The sequence below is a fragment of the Peribacillus muralis genome, assembly GCF_001439925.1.
Classification (GTDB): domain Bacteria; phylum Bacillota; class Bacilli; order Bacillales; family DSM-1321; genus Peribacillus; species Peribacillus muralis.
This window is the reverse complement of sequence record NZ_LMBV01000003.1, coordinates 387,554-408,017: the sequence shown is the minus strand read 5'-3', so window position 1 is coordinate 408,017 and position 20,464 is coordinate 387,554. Positions and strand designations below refer to the sequence as shown.

22 protein-coding genes are annotated in these 20,464 nt (G+C 42.0%); 14 read left to right on the top strand and 8 right to left on the bottom strand.

The genetic code is table 11. The features are described from left to right. Together ASU00_RS26030 and arsC are read left to right on the top strand one after the other, a co-directional pair. Positions 1–397: ArsB/NhaD family transporter (locus tag ASU00_RS26030; protein ID WP_269085309.1), on the top strand; the 397-nt coding region annotated here is incomplete at its 5' end. 32 nt (positions 398–429) lie between these two features. After that, a complete protein-coding gene (arsC, locus tag ASU00_RS06475; RefSeq protein ID WP_057912608.1) occupies positions 430–849 on the top strand; it encodes an arsenate reductase (thioredoxin) in 420 nt (139 codons plus the stop codon). A gap of 75 nt (positions 850–924) precedes the next feature. On the opposite strand, the gene ASU00_RS24975 is transcribed toward arsC, so the two are convergent. Next, entirely contained in the window at positions 925–1,128 is a 204-nt protein-coding gene (locus ASU00_RS24975) for a DUF1796 family putative cysteine peptidase (RefSeq protein ID WP_152983696.1), read from the bottom strand. A gap of 326 nt (positions 1,129–1,454) precedes the next feature. On the opposite strand from ASU00_RS24975, the gene ASU00_RS06470 reads away from it, so the two are divergent. Next, the gene (locus tag ASU00_RS06470) at positions 1,455–2,636 is read left to right on the top strand and encodes an MFS transporter (RefSeq protein WP_057912607.1); all 1,182 of its coding nucleotides are present in this window, start codon (positions 1,455–1,457) and stop codon (positions 2,634–2,636) included. A gap of 184 nt (positions 2,637–2,820) precedes the next feature. On the opposite strand, the gene ASU00_RS06465 is transcribed toward ASU00_RS06470, so the two are convergent. From ASU00_RS06465 to ASU00_RS06450, 4 genes are all read right to left on the bottom strand, one after another. After that, positions 2,821–3,609: a SurA N-terminal domain-containing protein gene (locus ASU00_RS06465; RefSeq protein ID WP_057912606.1), complete on the bottom strand. Its 789-nt coding sequence runs from the start codon at positions 3,607–3,609 to the stop codon at positions 2,821–2,823. A 607-nt stretch (positions 3,610–4,216) separates the two neighbouring features. After that, a complete protein-coding gene (locus ASU00_RS06460; protein ID WP_057912605.1) occupies positions 4,217–4,771 on the bottom strand; it encodes a TVP38/TMEM64 family protein in 555 nt (184 codons plus the stop codon). Further along, positions 4,771–5,448, bottom strand: coding sequence for a response regulator transcription factor (locus tag ASU00_RS06455; RefSeq protein ID WP_057912604.1), 678 nt, complete (start codon positions 5,446–5,448; stop codon positions 4,771–4,773). The genes ASU00_RS06460 and ASU00_RS06455 overlap by 1 nt, the downstream gene beginning before the upstream one ends. Beyond that, entirely contained in the window at positions 5,449–6,828 is a 1,380-nt protein-coding gene (locus ASU00_RS06450) for a sensor histidine kinase (RefSeq protein WP_236712598.1), read from the bottom strand. Between the two features lie 288 nt (positions 6,829–7,116). Here ASU00_RS06450 and ASU00_RS26635 point away from each other — a divergent pair, with 288 nt between their 5' ends. Next, positions 7,117–7,239, top strand: coding sequence for a hypothetical protein (locus tag ASU00_RS26635; protein ID WP_269085308.1), 123 nt, complete (start codon positions 7,117–7,119; stop codon positions 7,237–7,239). A gap of 476 nt (positions 7,240–7,715) precedes the next feature. On the opposite strand, the gene ASU00_RS06445 is transcribed toward ASU00_RS26635, so the two are convergent. Continuing rightward, positions 7,716–8,267 carry a chromate transporter gene (locus tag ASU00_RS06445; RefSeq protein WP_330219523.1) on the bottom strand — a complete coding sequence of 184 codons (552 nt, stop codon included), beginning with the start codon at positions 8,265–8,267 and terminating at the stop codon, positions 7,716–7,718. Then, complete coding sequence (locus tag ASU00_RS06440) at positions 8,267–8,854, bottom strand: chromate transporter (RefSeq protein ID WP_057912603.1); 588 nt, start codon at positions 8,852–8,854, stop codon at positions 8,267–8,269. Before ASU00_RS06440 ends, ASU00_RS06445 begins: the two co-directional genes overlap by 1 nt. Before the next feature lie 392 nt (positions 8,855–9,246). Here ASU00_RS06440 and ASU00_RS25350 point away from each other — a divergent pair, with 392 nt between their 5' ends. Beyond that, positions 9,247–9,387: a hypothetical protein gene (locus ASU00_RS25350; RefSeq protein WP_161809707.1), complete on the top strand. Its 141-nt coding sequence runs from the start codon at positions 9,247–9,249 to the stop codon at positions 9,385–9,387. Between the two features lie 201 nt (positions 9,388–9,588). Here ASU00_RS25350 and ASU00_RS06435 read toward each other — a convergent pair whose 3' ends face one another. Continuing rightward, positions 9,589–11,205, bottom strand: coding sequence for a PucR family transcriptional regulator (locus tag ASU00_RS06435; RefSeq protein WP_057912602.1), 1,617 nt, complete (start codon positions 11,203–11,205; stop codon positions 9,589–9,591). Positions 11,206–11,665: 460 nt separating this feature from the next. Here ASU00_RS06435 and allC point away from each other — a divergent pair, with 460 nt between their 5' ends. From allC to paaD, 9 genes are all read left to right on the top strand, one after another. After that, a complete protein-coding gene (gene allC / locus ASU00_RS06430; protein WP_152983695.1) occupies positions 11,666–12,901 on the top strand; it encodes an allantoate deiminase in 1,236 nt (411 codons plus the stop codon). 15 nt (positions 12,902–12,916) lie between these two features. Continuing rightward, positions 12,917–14,179, top strand: a complete 1,263-nt coding sequence (locus ASU00_RS06425; protein ID WP_057912601.1) for a pyridoxal-phosphate-dependent aminotransferase family protein — start codon at positions 12,917–12,919, stop codon at positions 14,177–14,179. 32 nt (positions 14,180–14,211) lie between these two features. After that, on the top strand, positions 14,212–15,591 hold the full coding sequence (locus tag ASU00_RS06420; RefSeq protein WP_057912600.1) for an allantoinase: 1,380 nt from the start codon (positions 14,212–14,214) through the stop codon (positions 15,589–15,591). A gap of 481 nt (positions 15,592–16,072) precedes the next feature. After that, positions 16,073–17,401 carry a phenylacetate--CoA ligase family protein gene (locus ASU00_RS06415; RefSeq protein WP_057912599.1) on the top strand — a complete coding sequence of 443 codons (1,329 nt, stop codon included), beginning with the start codon at positions 16,073–16,075 and terminating at the stop codon, positions 17,399–17,401. 79 nt (positions 17,402–17,480) lie between these two features. Beyond that, a complete protein-coding gene (locus ASU00_RS06410; protein WP_413783508.1) occupies positions 17,481–17,708 on the top strand; it encodes a ferredoxin in 228 nt (75 codons plus the stop codon). A gap of 104 nt (positions 17,709–17,812) precedes the next feature. Beyond that, positions 17,813–18,769: a 1,2-phenylacetyl-CoA epoxidase subunit PaaA gene (gene paaA, locus ASU00_RS06405; protein WP_057912598.1), complete on the top strand. Its 957-nt coding sequence runs from the start codon at positions 17,813–17,815 to the stop codon at positions 18,767–18,769. A gap of 17 nt (positions 18,770–18,786) precedes the next feature. Further along, entirely contained in the window at positions 18,787–19,146 is a 360-nt protein-coding gene (gene paaB, locus ASU00_RS06400; protein ID WP_057912597.1) for a 1,2-phenylacetyl-CoA epoxidase subunit PaaB, read from the top strand. Further along, positions 19,136–19,930 (top strand): 1,2-phenylacetyl-CoA epoxidase subunit PaaC, encoded by a 795-nt coding sequence (gene paaC, locus ASU00_RS06395; RefSeq protein ID WP_057912596.1) that lies wholly within the window; start codon positions 19,136–19,138, stop codon positions 19,928–19,930. Before paaB ends, paaC begins: the two co-directional genes overlap by 11 nt. A gap of 25 nt (positions 19,931–19,955) precedes the next feature. After that, complete coding sequence (gene paaD, locus ASU00_RS06390) at positions 19,956–20,453, top strand: 1,2-phenylacetyl-CoA epoxidase subunit PaaD (RefSeq protein WP_057912595.1); 498 nt, start codon at positions 19,956–19,958, stop codon at positions 20,451–20,453. Positions 20,454–20,464: the final 11 nt, after the last annotated feature.

The following is a 20,464-nucleotide window of genomic DNA, read 5'->3' as shown; positions in this document are numbered from 1 at the left end:
TGTTGGATTGACGAATATATTGACGGATTTAATCCAAGTTACCGCCGATCAAGGATTATTTGTAGCAACAATTGGGATGGGATTCACCGCAGCTATTCTTTCATCGCTTATGAATAACATGCCGACCGTAATGATCGATGCACTGGCGATATCAGATACGAATACAACTGGGGCAATAAGAGAAGCCCTGGTTTATGCCAATGTCATCGGGTCGGACTTGGGACCAAAAATTACACCGATCGGTTCTTTGGCTACCTTATTGTGGTTACATGTCCTTTCATTAAAAGGCGTGAAAATCTCATGGGGAACCTACTTTAAAACGGGTATCATCTTAACCATCCCAACATTGTTCATTACATTGGTTGGCTTGTATATATGGTTGAACATCATTCACTAAACATATCAGNACTCATAAAGGAGAGAAACAACATGGCTAAAAAAACACTTTACTTCTTATGTACAGGTAACTCTTGCAGAAGCCAAATGGCTGAAGCATGGGGTAAGAAATATCTTGGGGACGAATGGCAAGTGCTAAGTGCAGGAATTGAAGCACATGGCTTGAATCCGACTGCTGTTAAAGCGATGAACGAGGTTGGACTGGATATTGCCAATCAAACTTCCGATATCATTGATTCTGACATTTTAAATAATGCCGATTTTGTGGTCACATTATGTGGCGATGCGGCAGACAAATGTCCCATGACGCCACCGCATATAAGACGTGAGCATTGGGGTTTTGATGACCCAGCCAAAGCGGAAGGAACAGATGAGGAAAAATGGGCTACCTTTCAACGTGTTCGTGATGAAATTGGAGAAAGAGTTGAACGTTTCTCTAAAACGGGCGTATAAAACAATTCACCAAAAAATATTTATAAACCTGAAACTGCCGGTCATTCGGCAGTTTTTGTTTTGCAATAAATGTCCTCAAAAAAAGGAGTGGTCGTAGGATTGGAGCAATGTATCTCTAAGATGGTAGCTGCCAGCTCTTTCATATTGCAGAGAAGGGGATTGAACCCAATCGAAAGGCAATGAATGCCTTCTTAAATCATGACGTTTTGAGTGCAATGCGGGACCGCACGACGCGTCTAAGCTCTCTATCAAATTATGATCACTGTATATCTTTGTCACCTGCTTTTTTATATACTTAGGATGGATTCCCCTTGATTGGATAAGCGTAATTACTTGATAGAAACTGAAACTCAATCATCCTTTGTATGCACACATTATATTGACATTTACCCTGAATCAATTGATAATGAAAATTGTTATCAATTAAGTTGCTTATTAGCACTTGGAAATGATGGTTTTTTTATTTGGTAGGTTGATAAGTTGGATGGTTTTGGATGCAACTAACGGAAAATTGCGACAAAAGCTATATGGAACGATGTATTACTATCGAGCGGAGGCCAGAAAAAGGCTTGAGGGATCGTGTAAACTTATAAAGGTTGTGAACTATGAAAAAAGAAGGATTATGGACGAAAGATTTTATTTCTATATCAGTGGTCAACTTCGGATTAATGTTGTCGATGTATTTACTATTAGTAACGATGGCACCATATGCTATTGAAAAATATAGTGTTTCGGTCAGTACTGCTGGATTAGTTGCCAGTATCTTCATCATTGGAGCTTTAATGAGTCGCTTATTTGCTGGTCGGCAAATAGAAAGTGTAGGCAATAAAAAAATGTTGATGATAGGGATCGCCATCTATATCTTGATGACCTTTTTTTACTTTATTCCTACTAATGTTTTTGCCCTCATGGCTATTCGCTTTTTACAAGGGATCGGAGTGGGCATGGCAACTACTGCAACTGGCACGATAGTAGGCAAGATCATCCCACCCCATAAATATGGGGAAGGAATCGGTTATTTTAGTTTAAGCGCAGTGTTGGCGGCAGCTATCGGACCTTTAATTGGTGTCGCTTTAATAGAACATATTAATTACACTAGCATTTTTGTGTTTTCTTTAGTGGTGGGGATTGTAAGTTTAATCATTTCCATTCTTGTGGATTCACCAGCAAAGGAGCTAATGTCTTCAAATAAACGATTCACATTTTCCAGCTTCATTGAACCAAAGGCGTTGCCAATTTCAATCTCGATATTCGTAATAGCTCTTGGATATTCAAGCATTCTGTCATTTATCACCGCGTACACTGCCGAAATTGATTTAGTGGAGGCAGGCAGTTTTTACTTTCTCGTCTATGCACTGGCTATTATGATTTCACGGCCATTTACAGGGAAACTGGTTGATTTGAAAGGCGGCAATAGTGTAGCTTACCCCGGTTTGATTTTATTTGCGATTGGGATGTTTCTAATTAGTCAGGCGCATACGAGTTTCGTCTTTTTAATTGCATCGGCATTTATCGGACTAGGTTACGGGAACTTTCAATCTTGTACACAATCACTTGCCATTAAAGTAACCCCTAGGGAAAGGATCGGATTGGCAACATCTACATATCTTGTATTTCTCGAATTAGGGATAGGCTTTGGCCCCTTCATTTTAGGTTGCTTAGTACCTTTGATCGGATACAGGGGGATGTATTTATCTCTGGCGGGTCTAATTATGATGGGCATTCCAATTTATTATCTTCTTCACGGCAGGAAAGATAAGGAAGTTCTCTTTTCGAAAATGACATGAGAACTCTTTATAAAGAAATATATGGTATAAAATGGAATAATTTCTACTGATATTATATAAGACGTTCTTTAAACAAATATCATAGTAAAGCCTATAATAACTGCTTTAAATCCAATGAAAATCAAAAAGGTTTCGGAAGGGAATCCCTCCGAAACCTTTTTGTCTATATACTGAGCGTTCTTGGTTAGATTTTAACTTCTACCTTAGCATCTTTCTTAAGTTCTTCCACATGCTTCACAAGCTTTTCTTGTTTCTTTTGCTGTTCTAGTTGTTCTTTGATTTGTGGCTTCATTTCTTCCAGTTTCTTTACCTTTTGTCCACTTGCCTTCGATTGCTCGGCAATCTGGTCGTAATATTTCTGGATTTCTTCATCCGTTGGTTCTTCTACTTTAATCTCTTTTTCTACGTACTTCGTATAGGGAATATTCTCGGCGATCTGAGTATTCAGCGTTTCTGAATTAAGACCTGCTTGTTTCATCGCTGCCTTGAATTTTTCCTCAGTTTCATATTGTTCTTTAATTTTGGCAAGTTGTTTTTCGATTTCAGCCTTGGAGGCGGTGTAGCCCTTTTTGTCAGCAGCTTGAAGCAGTAATGTTTGCCCCACTAACGAATTGATCGTTTGCTCTTTAATTTGCTTGGCACCCTCCTTGGATGTTGGGTCTTGTCCAAACTGTTGCATTTGCATTTGTGTCGTCGATAACACGGTATTGTATTCCGCACCGGTGATTTCTTCGTCATTGACGGTGGCTACCGTTTTCTTTTCATCCACTTTTTGCTTGTCTAATTTCTTTTGCATTTCTTCCATCTTTTTTTGCTGTTCCTCAGCTGCTTTAGCCGTTTCTTTGCTTTGCTTAGCCTCGGTTGTTTTAGTGTCTTTCTCGTCCGTTTTTTTATCCGCTTCATCGTTCGAACCACAAGCCGTTAGAACAACAGCCAATAATCCGATAACGATAGGGTACAATAGTTTCTTCATGTTATGTCTCCTCTCGTATTTAGTACTAAAAAAAATCATCTAATGCGCATTATATAGGAACTGCCCTTTAAAACACAATAAAATCATTCTTTTTTCCATAAAACAGGAAGAAAGTATAGGCATCCTCTCAGTACATAGATGCAAATCTCTTTAAACTGAATCAATTTACCCTACATTCTACGACGATAAAAGGAGCTTATGAAAGATGACGCAACCAATCAAATTAATGAAGTAGTAACCACTTCATTAAGGATTATTATATCCCTTATTATTCGAATGTAGTGCATTTAACCTAGATAAATAACGCTGGAATACAGGGAGAGGGTTATGGATGGCACTTTCATTGAAACATAGGTTATTGAAAAAGAAAGGTAAAACTTTACTATCAATATATTGTTAGTATGAAGGTTATGGAGAGTGAACCAAAACCGCCCGTTTTAGTAGTTTTTGCGAAAGAATATGATGTGTATCAGGAAAGCAAGGCACCGGCATCGGAGAGTCGGACCCTTGGAAACCAATGGTCACAACTCTTAAATGGAAGGAGGGAGCCTCACGCCTGAAGGAAAGAAAAAGGAAATAATTAAAAATCAGTAAATAGAAAAGCCTTTTAGTTTTTTATTCTTGTTTTTTTAACGTAATAAAGGAGGGCGATAATGCTAATCAATAGCACTAAACCAATCCTTACTTCGTATGAAGCCTTCATTACTTGTGTCACCGAGTATGCCTCGATGAGGAGGGCGGGCAGCTTACCAATTGATGTGGCGGTGAAGAAAATCATCATGCTCGCCCTACTTAATGCTGCAGCAAGGTTAATCACGCCGGAAGGGATGAAAGGAAGGAGCCTTAGCAAGAGAATCATCCAAAATGCAGGAAATCCTTGTGACTTTTGCAGTCGCATGATCCAACGGTTATTCATGAACTTTGGTGGGATTGATTGAATTCCTCTCCGATATAACCAAAAGCTCACTGCGGCTCCTATAATTTCCCCGATGTAAGAAACGATCAATCCGTTTTGGAATCCAAACACGGTGATATTTGCCGCAGTGATGAATACGCTCGGAATAAAACTGAGCACGCTAATAATAACGTTCATGATTAAACTGACAACAATGGCCAAGGGGCCGCTTGATGCTATCGCCTCAGAAATGAAATGCATATCCATCAAGAAGAACTCCATTTATAGCCGACGCCCCAAACCGTTTTCAAATGAACATCTGCAGGAAAACCGGTGCAACGCAATTTTTCTCTGATATTTCGAATATGGGAATCGATTGTCCGATCTTCCGTATTCGTTCTAAAATCCCAGATGGTCGAGAGCAGGTGATCCCTTGAGTATACTTGATCAGGTGATTTTAAAAACAAGGACAACATGGAGAATTCTTTTGGCGTTAATGAAATGGCCTTGGATCGATAATGCGCTTCATAAGCGGATTCATTTAGTTTTAACCCCTTAAAGGATACCCCATCGACTTCGTATTGGGGTATCCGTCGTGTCACAGCATCGATTCGAGCCAGTAAAACATCTTCATTAAAGGGCTTCGTTATATAATCATCGGCACCACTTTTCAGCCCTCTCACCATTTCTTCCGCTGCATCCCGGGCGGTGAGCATGATAATGGGAATGGCAGAAAATGACCGGATTCTTTCGCACGCTTCCCACCCATCCATCTCAGGCATCATTATATCAAGAATGACGATGTCAGCATGACTATGTTTCAAGAAAAGTACCGCTTCGCGGGCGGAGTCCTTCTTTATGCACCTATATCCGTGAGGTGCAAGATATAACTCGATCAGATCCGTCATTCTTTGTTCATCATCTACCAGAACTGCTGTCTTCATTTACCTATCTCCTTTAAATATGATCGTGAAGCATGTACCTTGGTCCAGCTTGCTAGTAACTGAAATGGATCCTCCTTGAACCTCCACTAGCTGTTTGACGATGGAGAGCCCCAATCCGAATCCGCCCGTATCTCTAGCGCGTGATTTCTCGACACGAAATAAACGGTCAAATATATGCGGGACGTCTTCAGCGGGGATGCCCATCCCTTGATCGATGATGGAGATGGAGATACTTCCAGGAAATCGTTTTGCTTTGATGGTGGTGACTGTGTTTTCGTTCGAGTATTTTAATGCATTATCCAGCAGATTAAGCATAATTTGCTCAAACCGAGCAGGATCTATTTTAATAAATAAATCTTCGCTGCACTCGAGGTGCAATTGCATCTTTTTATTATTGAAGGACGGCAGCACTTTTTCTTGAATGGATTGCAGGAGTGAAGAAAGCCGTACGGTTTCTTTTGAAATGGTGAAGGTATGCAAATCCATTTTAGCCATATTGAATAGTTCGTTCAACAATCCGTTTAATCGTTGTGATTCATCATGGATAATCTCTAAATAAGATGATCTTTCAGAAGCATCCAAGTCTTTTCGGCGGACAATATCAGCATATCCCTTGATATAAGTGAGAGGCGTGCGCAGTTCATGGGAGATGCTTGCCAAGAATTCATTGCGCTCCTTCTTTAAATAATTCAGTTCGTCAGCCAAGCTTTGGATCGATTGAGCGAGTTCACCAAGTTCATCATGTGATCGTACTGGTACAGTCACGGAGAAATTCCCTTCGCTCAATTTAGTGGTCGCCTCCTTCATGACAATAAGTGGTCTGGTCAAGGCTTTTGAGAGGAAATAAATAATGATAAGCATGAAGAAAAGTAGCAAAATCGTCGCAAAGAGGAAGTGCTTATTCAATTGGGAGATTAATTCTTCTACTTCTCTTGTATTTTTGAACATGTAGATATAGCCTTCAATTGCATGTTCACTGTTAAATGATGTGACAGTGGCGATATACCGTTCATCCTTCCAGCTTGCTTGGATGATCGAACCTTTTCGAGGCACTTGAGGGAGCTCCTTCTGTAAAATTTTTTTCATCCCTGAATTTACATTTTCCGAAGATAGAATAATATCGCCTGCTTCATTCGTTATCACCACATCTGTATCGGTATGGGATTCCATCAGGCCGATATGCTCAAGGGTTGCGTCGGAATACGTAAGTTCCAATACATCACGGTGACTGTTGCCACGGGATTTCAATGATTCCAATTCCTGATTGATCCGGGACTGGATGACGTGATTATGTAAGTAAAGCATGGAAATTGTTTCTAACAGCAAAATGCTTACAAATATATAAAGTCCTAGCTTCATGGAGATTTTCAGGATGTTCACCTTCTTTTCTATTAAAGTCATTATAGCGAAAAAATATGAAGGAGTTATGCAGGTTTGTTAATTTCCTTCCTATTTATTTAAAACATAATCTGAATGAAGACGGGTTACAGGAAGGGCTGCAGTATTTTCAAGAAATCTCTGGCGGGTTTAATGGAGCGGTATCAATTTGTCACATGAATCTTTAAACTGCCGGAGGCCTAATTTAATTGTTTTAGCGATACAAAATTTGTTGCGTTATGGAAACATTTTGTCGCCAGTGAATATGATGTAAAAAAGGAGCTGGTCGAGATGAATTGTACAAACCGTACCCAAAAAAAAATAATGGCTTATTCGGTTTTATTCAAAAAAATTGGCATCATCAATGAAGAAGAATACAATGCGATTGCGAAGACCTTTCAAGCAAAGAGTTGAGGAAGGAAACAGTGCATAATCATAAGCGTTTTTTCCATATTAAGCAGGCTGTAAAACCCCCGTCATCGTTATCTCAATGAGGGGGTGACAGCCTGTTCATGCATAATCGCTTCCTAACACTCACACTTATTCTTTTTAATTCTTTAATGGTGAAGCGGATCATTTGTATTATCGCACTTAGAGTAAAAATGCTCTGAGCGTTTTTTAGTATACCGAACACCACCCAAAAGCTGGTTCATCCCTGAACGTCTCAATACTATGATAATTTGATTTGTGTTTCCAAGTTCTTTCTCGAAAATACATTTTAATATGAAGCTGAGAGCTACTTATTTCGTTCAATGCCGCTGCGTCATCAAACATGGAAAATGACTTAGTTAGTTCGCTAAATCCTGCGTATACATGTTTTCCTAAACATTATATAAGCCGGGTGGGCATACTTTAAACGTGAAAAATCCCACTGGGTGGGATTTTTATATTTATGAGAGCGGAATGATAAAGCCGCCGTACGCAAAGGCAAGGACGATTACGAATGCTGGGTGTATCTTGAATTTACCTAGAGCCAACAAGGCCAATCCGGCGATGATGATTGAATGGATGTAACCTATGGAACCGACGGCATCTGCAGCCATGTTCCAGGTAAGCAACAACATCATGATTGCGATCACGGGCTGTACAAGTAATGACATGCCTTTTACGATCGGTGATTGCTTGTATTTGCGCAGGATTTTCAATAAATAGATCAAAGCTACAGCGGATGGGATGATGGTGCCGGCCAATGCAGCTAAAAACCCTGGCCAGCCATACACATCATATCCGACATATGCGGCAATTTTGGTGGCAATCGGGCCTGGAAGGGAATTTCCTAGGGCGAGCATTTGTGAAAATTCGGTATTATTAAGCCAGCCGTAGCGGGTTACGATTTGATCGTACATAAGCGGGATGGAAGCTGGACCTCCGCCATATCCAAGAAGATTGGCAATGAAGAACGCAAGAAAAACAGCTACCCCCATCGGGATGATAAAGCCCATTAAGCCGATCCCTCCTTCCTATTCACCTTTTTACTTTTCAATCGTTCTTTTAATTTAAAGTGGAAGGCTCCATATAAAAGGAAAATCATGATGACGATACCTGGGTGAAGGGAAATCGTCTGGAGCAGTATAAAGGAAATCACAAAAAAGGTGATGCCGAGAACCTTCCCTAACCCCCTAACCGCCTTTTCGCCAAACTCATAAGCCATTTGACCAAGCATGACGGCAACAACTGGCATGACAGCAGCAATCATATTGCCGATCATTGCGGAATTGCTTAGCACATTAATGAATCCAATCAGGAAAACCATGGCAAGGCATGAAGGCAAGATGTGAGCGGCCACACTCACTAGAGCTCCCGGCCAGCCCTTTAATTGATAACCAAGATATGCTGCCATCTTAGTGGCGATCGGTCCGGGGAGAGTATTGGCGATCGCCAGCGTGTCACCAAATTCATCATCATCAAGCCAACGATATCGGGATACGGCTTCATGACGGATGAGCGGGATGACAGATGGTCCGCCGCCAAAACCTAAAATCCCGGTCCTCAACATCCCGACCGTTAATTCCGAATATGGATTTTTCAAAACGGTTCCTCCTTAAAAACTTAACATTCTTTTCCAAGATCATGAACTTATGATAACAAATAAACTTTCGCATTGTACATGATAGGATGATAACGATTACGTAAATATATAAGGTGCTTTACATATAACAGGGCGGATAAAAATGAACATGAATATTGTATTTTGGATTTACTACCGGCATTGCCTTGGACTTAATTCTGTTCATTCAGCTTTGGCTACTATCTGTGTACGTTTTTTTAATTGAGACGGTTAGCGATGTAGAATGCGGGAGATACTAGTGAATGTGTGAACATTGCGGGATTTTCGGAAAAATTAGTTGACGAGGAATTACTGTTGTTCTATATTATTAATAAGTTTAATTATTTGTTATATAACAGAAAAGGGGTGTCGAGATGATGAACATGTATGTTAAAGCCTTTCAAAGTTATTTGAAGATTTGTGAAAGGTATGAAATCGAGACGTTAAACTTCGACGATTTTATCAAAAATTTAACCAAAGATCAGTTGGATGAATACAGCAAATTAGCCGTTTAAATGAAAGGGCGTGCTTGCACAAGATGGATCTTCAGGTTGATGTAGACGCAGAAGCAAATTAGAAACCCCACCAGTTGTTATTGAAACAGGTGGGGTTCTTTCAGATCATTGGAGTGACTTGTCTTTTTATTATAATATGAAAATACATATCTGGAGTTTATGCAGAAAATCTTCATTAAGTGCGGAAGTGAGCTTGCAGGCTTATCTATCAAGCAACGATTTAATACGTATGGCAAGGCGTATTTGGAGTGTCGTCTCCGGATCTTTTAAGCTTTTGCCGAGCAGTTCTTCACATTTCTCCAGTCTGTACACAACGGTGTTCCTGTGAACGAATAATCGTTTGGCGGTTTCCGATATTTGGCAATGTGTTTCAAGGTAGACGGACAATGTTTGCAATAAGGTTTGCTCCTCCTCTGTGACGATTTTGGAAAATCCTTGTAGGGCGAAAAGGTAAAAATTCTTTAAGTCTTCCTCAGGGATGATTCTTAATAATTCCATAATGTCCTTCGTCCTGAATGATTGGATGTATTCGGTCTTTCTAGCAAGACCTCCTTCAAGAAGAGAGTCATTCGCTTCTTTATAGGAGGTCTTCGTTTGTAAAAAACTCGGGCTCCTGGTGCTTACTCCGAAAGAAATCGTGCAATTGAACTGGTTGGCGGTAATCATTTGCAATGATTTTAGTGAGGTTTCAACATACTGGAGCACATCCACGGATACTTCATTCACTTCGTATAAGAGGATGCACTTTTTTCCTTTTGTAAAGAGATGAATAGGGTTAGGTGATAGTTGAAGTTCATCTTTCAGGAATTGATAAATCGTATCAGCCCGCCTTTGCAGTTGTGTATAGCTTTTTGTCGATTCGGGTCCGTCGATCTTGCCGACTGCACAAATATATGCTTGTTCATTATGTAAGGAAAACTCTTTGGCCCGGTTTATGATTTCCTCTTGTGAGGAGAAATTGCCATCAAGAAACTGAAGGAAAAAATCATTCTGGATGTTCCGATCATGCTGTTTAAGTGCGTGTTCCTTCATTAAAGCGAACGAGATGACATTTGTGGCTTGCTCGATCGTTAGTGTTACAAGGTTATCGCTCGACTTGATTTCTCCCGCTATCGTCAAATACCCAAACTTTTTTTCATCCATGTAAATGGGGAAAATCGTATAGGTTTGTTGGTTGGAAAGAGATGTAAAGGAAAAGGAAGAAGCCTTTGTTTTCTGAAATCGGAAGCCAGCTTCACGCATCTTTTTGATAATTGGAATAATTCCGGTCGTCGAGACTGGACGGGATAGCGGTTTAAGGTATTGGTCAATTAATAGGATGCGATATCCAATCATGTCAGATAAATGATCAAGTAATTTCTCGATTCCTTTGCCGCGCATGATTAAATCGGTGAATTGCTTATGTGTCTCCATGGCAAATGTCAGTTCTGCTGCTCGTTGGTCCAAAATCCCACGTAATGTATGGTTAATGATTTCCCCAAGCGACAATTCATGAGGGAGGTTGATGATTGGGAGGGATAATTCGTTAGCGAGAACCAATACAGCTTCAGGGATTTCCGCTAGGAACCTTCCTGTCTTTATTCCAAGTGCAGCGCAGCCTTGATTGGCCATTGCCTCGACAAGGGTTGACAAAAGGTGTGGCTTATCCTTTACGTGATAAGCTGTAGTGACAAGGAGTTCATTTGGCTTTAAAAAGTGGATGATATCTGGAGCATCCATCATATTGACTGTGTAGACCTCACGATTTATTCCTGTTTCTCCCGCAATTAAATTCATCCCCGCCAATGCTGGCAATGTCAAAAGTTCTGTTACCTTCATCTGGAACACCTCATTCTGATATATGTAGTATATGCAGTTGCTCTTGTTAAGTGGATTTTCATTATCATATCATACATACCCTATGACATAACTTACGAATTTGATGGCTTATCGAGCGTTAATATGCTTGTAAGTAGTTATGACATTATCAGTTGTAAAAAATACGAAGTTTGTTATTTTCTGCAAAATGCATCTATAGGCGAGGTTGGTAAAGTGAATGCGAGGATGATAGATTGTAGCAAGTAGTAAAGAGTAAAGTCCATTCTGAAGTAATTTATATCCAGTAAGGAGGACTATTCTAAATTTTGTTGGTTGTTTTGCACAAAAAAACATCAAAATCCTAACAGAATCGTCAATGAAGTTGAAGGGGAAAGAAAGTAAAATAATAGATAACACATGTTTGTGAATATTCATAACATGACTGGATTCTTGGAAGGGAAGCGATGTGTTGGAAATTCAAATGGAAAAATCCTTGGATGAAAAGGGTGATGTTGCTGAGTTGATTGAATGGTTGGCCTCTTTTGGAGCAACGGAAAATAAAGGGGTGACCCGTTTATTGTATTCCAAGGAATGGCTGAGCGCTCAGCTTGCAATGAAGGCTGAGATGGATAAGGAAGGCCTTATTACATATTTTGATAGTGTCGGTAACTTGTTTGGCAGGCTTGAGGGGACGGATTCGACAAGTGGAACGATCCTGACCGGCTCCCACATCGATACAGTTACGGATGGAGGGAAATACGATGGGGCTTATGGTGTCATTGCCAGTTTCCTTGCGGTTAAAAAATTGGATAGAGCATATGGACGGCCTCGGAAAACGATAGAGGTTGTCTCCTTTTGTGAAGAAGAGGGAAGTAGATTTCCGATAACGTTTTGGGGATCGAGGAATATCCAGGGAGTCTATGATCTTGATTGTGTAAAGGATATCGAAGATACAGAGGGAATCTCTTTCTTGGAAGCAATGAAGCAAGCGGGATTCGACCCTGATACTTATATATCGCCTGCACGTGAGGATATTGACAGGTTCGTCGAAATTCATATCGAACAGGGGATGGTCCTGGAGAAGAACCAAAATCCGTTAGGGATCGTCAGTCATATTGTCGGACAGCGCCGTTATACGGTAAAAGTGGTTGGTGAAAGCGACCACGCGGGAACCACCCCTATGTTCTACCGGAAGGATGCAGTCAGTACTGCGTCGGAATTCATCTCATTCTTAACGAAAAAAGCGAAGGGGATGGATCCACATTTAGTGGCGACGGTGGGCAGGTTGGATGTTTTTCCTAATGTTCCCAATGTCATTGCTGGTGAAGTGGAATTCAGTCTGGATATCAGGCATCATGAAGAAGTGATTCTTGATTTGTTTTGTAAGGAAATCTTCTCGTCATTTGATGGTTTGGCGAAAGAAGCGGGAATGAAGCTGGAGGTTTCGCAGTGGATGGATGTCAAACCTGTTGCGATGGATATGGAAATGAACGAGCTTGCAAGCCGGATTGCTGAGGATAAACATATACCTTACCAGAATATTATCAGTGGAGCAGGCCATGATGCACAAGTGTTTGGTTCTTTTTGTCCGACCTGCCTATTGTTCGTGCCGAGTCAGGGGGGAATCAGCCACTCACCTAAAGAGTTTACGAGTGTTCCGGATTTAGAAAGGGGAATCGATGTTTTAAGCGAAGTCCTCTATAAATTAGCCTATTAAAAGGAGCTGGGAATAATGGCATATTCAGAATTAAATACACCGATGAGAACGATCATGACGCCGGGTCCGGTCGAAGTGGATCCACGTGTCTTAAGAGCGATGAGCACACCGATTTTAGGACAATTCGATCCTGCATTCACTTCGATCATGAATGAAGTGATGGAGATGCTGCGTCTAGTTTTTCAGACGAAAAATAAATGGGCGTTCCCGATAGACGGCACATCAAGATCAGGGAATGAGGCGGTCCTGTGCAGCATAATTGAACCGGGTGATAAAGTCCTTGTTCCTATTTTTGGGAGATTTGGTCATTTGCTGGTCGAAATTTGTGAACGATACGGAGCTGACGTCCATACGATTGAATGCCCTTGGGGAGAAGTGTTCGATCCGCAAGTCATCATTGCGGAAATCAAGAAGGTTTCACCTAAAATAACGGCAATTGTACATGGAGAGACTTCGACGGGCTGTATGCAGCCATTGAAGGATATTGGGTTGGCCTGCCGCGAATTGGATGTCCTGCTTGTCGTCGATGCCGTTGCATCAATTGGAGGAACCGATGTGAAGGTGGATGAATGGTGCATTGATGGATTGATAGGAGGAACACAAAAATGCTTGTCCGTTCCTTCAGGGATGGCCCCGATCACGTATAATGAGCGCATAGAAAAAATCATCCAATCCCGCAAAAAGGTGGAGCGTGGCATTGCGACCGCCGAAGACAATCAAAGGGTATCTAGCGGCCGTACCATTACCAGCAATTATTTTGATTTAAGCATGCTCCAGGATTATTGGGGACCGCGGCGCTTGAATCATCATACAGAAGCGACGTCCATGATTTATGCGTTACGGGAAGGCTTGCGCCTTGTGCTTGAAGAAGGTCTGGAAGCTCGGTTTGCCCGTCATGAACTCCACGAGGCGGCATTGGTGGAAGGAATTAAAGCGATGGGGCTGACGCTATTCGGGAATAACCAAAACAAACTCCCTTGCGTAACTTGTATTGAAATTCCGGCTGGAATCGATGGGGAAGCTGTCAGGTCGATGCTGCTGAATGAATTTGGTATCGAGATCGCCTCCTCATTTGGACCCCTTCAAGGGAAGATATGGAGAATTGGCACGATGGGATTCAGCTGCAGAAAAGAAAACATCCTCTTTGTTCTCGCCTCTTTGGAAGCGGTCCTGTTGCGTCAAGGATTCCAAGTGAATCGGGGAGAGGCCTTGCAAGCCGCGCTTGATGTGTATGTAGGGAAGACGGAGCAAGCTACGGTATCCAGGGGATCGTTTTAAGTTTATGAAACCAGTTAAGGGGAGTGGTCTTCATGTCAGTTTATGATCTAATTATCCGCAATGGGCTTGTTGTTTTCCCGGGTGAAGTGAGGAAAGCGGATCTTGCAATCCGAGATGGGGTGATTGTAAAGATTGAATATCGCCTAGATGGCAAGGCCATTCAAGAGTATGAAGCGGACGGTCAGTATGTTTTTCCTGGAATGATTGATGTTCATGTCCATTTCAGCGAACCTGGACGCGTTCATTGGGAAGGCTTTGAAACAGGCTCGCAAATGATGGCAGCGGGTGGGTGCACGACATATTTCGATATGCCTTTGAATGGTATCCCTTCAACCATTCACCGTGAGTCCCTTCTTGAAAAGGGGAAGATCGGCGAAGGAAAATCAATCATTGATTTTGGCTTGTGGGGAGGCTTGGTCCCGGGCAATGTCGATGATTTAGAAGCACTCGCAAAGTCGGGAGTCATCGGGTTTAAAGCTTTTCTCTCGGCAACGGGTAACGAAGAATTTGAGCGTGCCGATGATTTCACCCTTTTACATGGAATGAAGAAGATTGCAGAGTTGGGCAAAGTCTTGGCTCTACATGCGGAAAGTGACCCGATCACTCGATGGCTGAAGCAGGAAAAAGAGAAGGATGGTCTATTCAGTGCTGACGATTATGCGGCTACAAGACCTGTGCAGGCAGAAGCGGAAGCTGTTGAACGTGCGATTGCATATGCGGAGTTGACGGGCTGCCCGTTGCACTTTGTCCATATTAGCAGTTGCTCGGCCCTCGACAAAATAGAAGCAGCCAAAAAACGGGGGATGGATGTAACGCTTGAAACGTGTCCGCATTATTTATTATTCAGTCAAGATGATCTAGTCGAAAAAGGGGCGGTTGCAAAATGCGCTCCTCCACTAAGGGCGAGTGAAGAACAAGAAAAATTGATAAGTTGTTTGATAGAAGGGAAGTTCGATATGATTTCCTCCGACCACTCGCCATGTCCCTATGAGTTGAAGGATCCAGCGATACATAATCTTTTTGAGGCATGGGGCGGAATAAGCGGGGGCCAATTTTCACTGATGTCGATGATAGAATTGGCTCAATCATATGGAATTCCGCTCCACAAAGTAGCTGAATGGACAGCTTTAAGGCCGGCTGAACGATTTGGGCTTTCCTCGAGAAAGGGAAAAATCATGGAGGGGCTGGATGCGGACCTTGCGATCGTATCTCTTGATGGCAATCACGAAGCTGTGGAATCGAATTTTTTTGCAAAACATAAGCAAAGCATATACATCGGCCATACTTTTCCTTGTCAAATCACTGCTACATTCAGTAGAGGGAAAATGGTTTATCGGAATGGGGAGCCATTCAAAAGTGTACATGGGGAATGGATTAAGGTAATCGATTCCTGCATTGCGGCCAATAACTAGCAAGAATGGTGGTACAAGTAGGGAAGGGGGGTTCCGAAATCGGGATCCCCCTTTGCTTGATGATTTTTTTGAGCGAGTGGCTTTTTCTCGAAACTAGACAGGTCATGGACACGTTAAGCAGCCAGTATCGGCAAAAACAAAATAATAAACCAGGAAAAATAAAGTGAGTGGTGATGAACGCCTTTTTCTTTTGAAGGTATTTCTTGAACTCTGTTGTTTCAAGTAATTGACGATATGAATTTTCATCGTGATCCGCTTATTATCATAGAATGATTTTAAAACGATAATATAAAGGGAAGATATTCAGAAAATTACCCAAATTATAATTTGAATTTTCTTTAAATTTAAAAAACGATATTGACAGGGCAGAAATGGCGTATTAATCTTATACTTAAATATAACGGTAATCTATTTTTCGTTAAAATATCGTTATGAACGAGGAACGGCCGGAAAGCGATCAAAAAAGAGGGGGACTGAAACGATGTACAATCCCGAGGTTGAAACGGCAACCCGTGCTGAAATGGAGAGTATCCAACTGGCACGTCTAAAAAAAACGATACGTTATGTTTTTGAAAAGGTACCATATTACAGAGAGCAATTTTCGGAAATTGGTCTTAATCCGGCAGATATTCAAACACTAAACGATGTGACGAAACTACCTTTTACAAAAAAACAAACTCTCCGCGATCAGTATCCATTTGGGTTGTTCGCCGTTCCAATGGAAGAAGTAACGCGGATTCATGGTTCATCCGGCACAAGCGGGAAACCTACCGTAGTTGGGTATACGAAAAACGATTTAGAAAACTGGGCAACGATCGTGGCTCGCGGGATTGTAGCAGCCGGAGGAAGGAAGTCAGATATTTTTCATAATGCATATGGATACGGGTTGTTCACTGGGGGACTTGGTCTTCACGGCGGTGCAGAGAAGTTAGGGGTTGCTACCGTTCCTATTTCAGGTGGAAATACCGATCGTCAAATTACGATCATCAATGATTTCAAACCCCGTGGCATTTGCGGAACCCCTTCTTATATCTTGAATATTGCAGAAAAAATGGAAGAGATGGGGATTGATCCGGATAATAATGGGCTTGAATATGGAATTTTTGGAGCTGAGCCGTGGTCAGAGGAAATGAGAGCGACACTTGAGAAGAAATTGAAGTTGAAAGCGGTCGACATATACGGACTTAGTGAAATCATGGGGCCAGGTGTTGCGATTGAATGTCATGAAGCGCAGAATGGGCTTCATATTGCAGAAGACCATTTCCTCGTTGAAGTCATTAATCCAAACACGCTTGAACGTGTAGAGGACGGCGAGGATGGCGAACTTGTTTTTACAAGCCTTACAAAGGAAGCGCTTCCAATTATTCGTTATCGTACGGGCGATATCGCCTCGATTACCCGTGAGCCATGTACATGCGGGAGGACGACTACAAGGATGACCCGTGTTAAAGGCAGGACCGATGATATGATCATAGTAAGAGGAGTCAATGTATTTCCTTCTGAAATCGAGCGGGTGTTATTCCAAATGGAAGGGATTGTTCCACATTATCAGATTCACCGCGTGAAGAAAGGGCAAATGGATAGTGTCGAACTGCATATTGAATTGGAAAGCGGTCTCTATCAGGAAATTGGCGGAGATTTAGCCCATGACCATGTCGGGGAATTAAAGAGAAGACTCCTGCAGCAAATGAAATCGACATGTCTAGTAACGATGGATATCGTTGTCAACATTCCGAAAAGCATTCCGCGTTCAGAAGGTAAAGCGATTCGTGTCGTAGATAAACGGAATGATGAAATCATTAGCGTATGATTGGGGTAGTGGGTAAACGGGTGTACGAAAAAGAATATGCAGTGGAGGGTACTTTGGGCGGTTGGTGGACAAAGAAAGAATGATTGATCAAGAAACTTGCCTTGGTTGCGGTGCATGCAAGGTAGGTATCTTTGATTACGATAAGGAGTGGGCTGCATTCGTCATCCTTGATGAAAATGCAGGAACCGCAGAAGTATTCGATGAATTATTTGAGAATGCGCCAGAAGGCTGTCCAACCGAATCAATCAAAGCGGAAACGCCGCCATTTAAAAATTTTCGTGGAAACAGATTGGATGAATTCCGTTAAATTACTTTAATTCGAAAATAAGGAATAGTCTTGTGTTTAATATAACATTAAAATATAATAACGTTAAACGTTCGTTATATAATAAATAGTGAGAGGTGATTTGGATGAATGTTCTTTTTAATGAGATGACAGAACAAGAAAAGCTGAATCATTTTATCGCCAGGATTGAAGCCGGGGAAAAGATAGAAGCTGATGATTGGATGCCTGAAGATTACCGAGGGACGCTCATCAAGTTAATTTCCATGCATGGCATCAGTGAAATCATGGGTGCGCTACCAGAGAAGGAATGGGTGCCTAAAGCTCCGACCTTGAATCGAAAACTTGGAATCATGGCAAAGGTGCAGGATGAAATGGGACATGGACAAATATTGCTTCGGGTCGCCGAGGATTTGCTAAAGCCTTGCGGCAAAAAACGGGATGATCTTATGCAGGATTTGTTTAATGGAGATTTAAAGTTTCATAACGTCTTCCATATGGAGGCTAAAACCTGGGGAGATGCAGGATTGATTGGCTGGCTTGTTGATGGGGCAGCGATCATTTCCCAAACGAACATGCTAGGATCTTCATATGGACCATATTCCCGTGCGTTACACCGCATTTGTGCCGAAGAAGTTTTTCACGCCCAGCATGGCGAGGCGATCATCATGGCCTTGGCTGAAGGCACGGAACAGCAAAGGAAATTGGTCCAGGACTCAATAGATTATTGGTGGGAATCACTGCTGCTCTTCTTTGGACCTCCAAGTAAGAAAGAAGTGGGCTCATCCAAACAGGATATAACGATTAAGTACAGAATTAGAACGAGTACGAATGAAGAGCTTCGCCAAGCCTTCTTTTCCAAGTATGTGAAGCGGATCCTTTCGCTTGGCTATACCATTCCCGATCAGACACTACGCTTTGATAAAGAATCGGAAACCTGGATTTACCGACAACCCGATTGGGGGAAATTGAAGGTGTATGCACGGAATGAAGGACCTCGTTCACAGGGTCGCCTAAGTCTTCGAAGAATTTCCTATGAAAATAATAAATGGGTACGCGAAGCTTTAGCGCCAAAGGTCATGTAAGGAGGGGGAAGGACGATTTGGTAACTAGACAAGAAACTTACTTTGAAGAATTCGAAGTATTTAGCCGGAAAACACAATCCTCGCCCGTTCAATATCATTTTAGCCTGCTGGCCCCTAATGAGGATATTGCGATCATGATGGCACAAGAAAATTTCATGAGACGTGAAGCTGTTGATGATATCTGGGTTGTTAAAAGACAGAATATACGGAAAATGACGGTCGAGGAGAAGAAAACGCTTCAACGTATGGATAATAAAGATTACAGGACCACAAAAGGGTACGGTTATTTAAAGAAAAAATGGCGGAAGTATGAGCAGGGCATGCTCGATGAAAAAGAGATAATGTCTTGGGGTGGAGGTGTGACAAATGAAGAATGAAGCATTGAAGAACATCTCAATCAAGGAATTGTTGCTTCAACTGGCAGACGATGACTTCATCCACTCATACCGTGGTGCAGAATGGCTGGGACTCGCTCCGCATATTGAAGAAGATGTTGCATCCGCCTCGATATCTCAAGACACGATGGGGCATGCAGCTATATTTTATAAATTATTGGAAGAGCTCGGTGAAGGGGATGCAGATCGGCTCGCCCATGATCGTCCCGCCAAAGAGCGTCGCAATGCGATCATTCTCGAAGCTGCCAATGGTCCTGGATATTATATGAAAGATCCTGATTATGATTGGGCTTTTGCGGTGGTGCGAAATTATTTTTATACCGAAGCCAAAGCGATTAAGATTCAATCTCTGCAATCAAGTTCATATGAACCGCTGGCTGAAGTGGCACAAAAGGTACAGATGGAACTTTACTATCATTTGATGCACTGGAAAATGTGGTTCGTCCAATTACTTGGTTCCCATCACGCGGATGCGGTTTCGAGAATGAAGGCAGCGATTGATAAAACCTTACCGGATTTCGCCGGCGTGTTTTCACTTGGGCAATATGGCGAGGAAATGGTGGAGCTTGGCTTGATAGACGGCGGCATACAGAAAAAATGGGTCGAGGCTGTCACTCCGATTTTTGAAAGTGTAGGCTTAGCGACAACATTTAAAATTGGAATGGCTAAGGGGGATGGACGTAACGGCGTGCATACGGAGGATTTGGAAGCGGCGCTTGAAACGTTAAGCGAAGTGTATGCATCCGATAAAGCAGCTTCATGGTGAATGATTAAAGAAGGGGAGGGGTAACATGTCGACCGTGCTGATAAACGTAGATGAAATATATATGCTTCTGGAAGACGTAAAAGATCCCGAAATTGATACAGTCAGTATTCTGGATTTAGGGATGGTTGAAAAGGTGACGGTATCAAGTCAGGATGTTTCGGTAAAAATGCTGCCAACTTTCCTAGGGTGCCCGGCATTGCCAATCATTCAGAAAAATGTGGAGACCGCCGTTAAACATCATCCTGCCGTAAAAAATGTAAGTGTCGAATTTTTACGTTCCCCCTCCTGGACATCCGATCGAATTACGGAAAAGGGGAACGCTGGATTGAAGGTGTTCGGAATCTCCCCCCCTCCCAGACAATTGAAAAGTGATGGATCATGGCATATAGATTGCCCGTATTGTGAATCAACCTATGTCACGATGGAAAATATATTCGGCCCAACTGCTTGCCGCAGCATTTTATACTGCAAATCGTGTAAAAATCCGTTCGAAGCGATGAAACCGATGATAAAAATGATCTAATAAAATGGAGG